The following is a 1,002-nucleotide window of genomic DNA, read 5'->3' as shown; positions in this document are numbered from 1 at the left end:
GAGGAGTTGGTCATGGGTCGACCATATGTTCTAGGTGCGACAAGGCGGTCGCGTCGAACTGATCGAAAGTGCGGTCGGAGTTGGACGGCGTGGGAAAAGGGCGCCGAGCTCGTCGTCGTCGTCCTCGTCTCCTGGCCCCGGTGCCCACTGACCTGCGGCGCCCTGCGCACCCTTGGCAGGGCGCCGCTGGTGGGAGGCCTGGGCGAGCCGCGGTCGGGTTGGTCGGAGGAGGGCGGGATCGGGGTCCGCGCCGGGCAGGCGATGCGGCGGCGTTGCCGGGTGGGCACACCGTCTGACCTGCGGTGCCCTGCTCGCCCTCTGCAGGGCGCCGCAGGTCAGGGCGGCGGGCCGGTATCAGCCTGGTCGGGCGACGATGAGGCATGCCTCGCCGCCGTCGGGGACGTACCAGCGATGGGGGAGGGCGCCGTTGTACCTCGCGACGTCGCCCGCCTCGAGTCGGGTGAGCGAATCGCCGACCTCGAGCAGGACGGTGCCCCGGGTGACGTAGAGCCATTCCTGGCCGGGGTGTTCGAAGAACCGGCCCGGGACGTGGTTGGTCTCCACGAACTCGAGGAACTGCGTGCCCCCCGGGCCTCCGGGCAGGAGTCGGGTGTGACCGCCGACCGTGCCCTCCGCCCGGGTCAGGGTGGCGCCCTCGGTGGAGCGCTGGACGTCGACCCGGTCGGAATGGGCCGGGTCCTGGCCGGAGCCGCCGGCGCCGCCGGGGTCGGAGGCCCCGCCTGTGTTGACCGCGTCGAGGAGGTGGGCCTGGGTCGTGCCCAGGGCGTGGGCGAGCCCCTCGAGCGTGGACATGCTCGGGGCCGCCTTGCCGCGCTCGATCTGGCTGAGGAAGGGCTGCGAGATCCCGGCCTGGTCGGCCACCTCGACGAGCGTCAGTCCGAGTTGGCGGCGGTGGTGCCGGATGCGCGCGCCGAGACGGTCCAGCGAGTCGCCTCGTGCGGTGGTCATGGGGCCTCCCGTGCGGTTGGGGCGGGTCGGGGT

The 1,002-nt window shown here is 73.2% G+C and carries 1 protein-coding gene; it reads right to left on the bottom strand.

Translation table 11 applies throughout. The features are described from left to right. Positions 1-354: 354 nt before the first annotated feature. The coding region (locus J1M64_RS18450) for a helix-turn-helix domain-containing protein (protein ID WP_206475143.1) at positions 355-1,002 on the bottom strand (648 nt) is incomplete at its 5' end.

The organism is Dietzia sp. KRD202 (genome assembly GCF_017168155.1).
Taxonomy (GTDB): domain Bacteria; phylum Actinomycetota; class Actinomycetes; order Mycobacteriales; family Mycobacteriaceae; genus Dietzia; species Dietzia kunjamensis.
The sequence above is the reverse complement of the archived record's forward strand: the minus strand, read 5'-3'. Positions and strand labels throughout refer to the sequence as shown.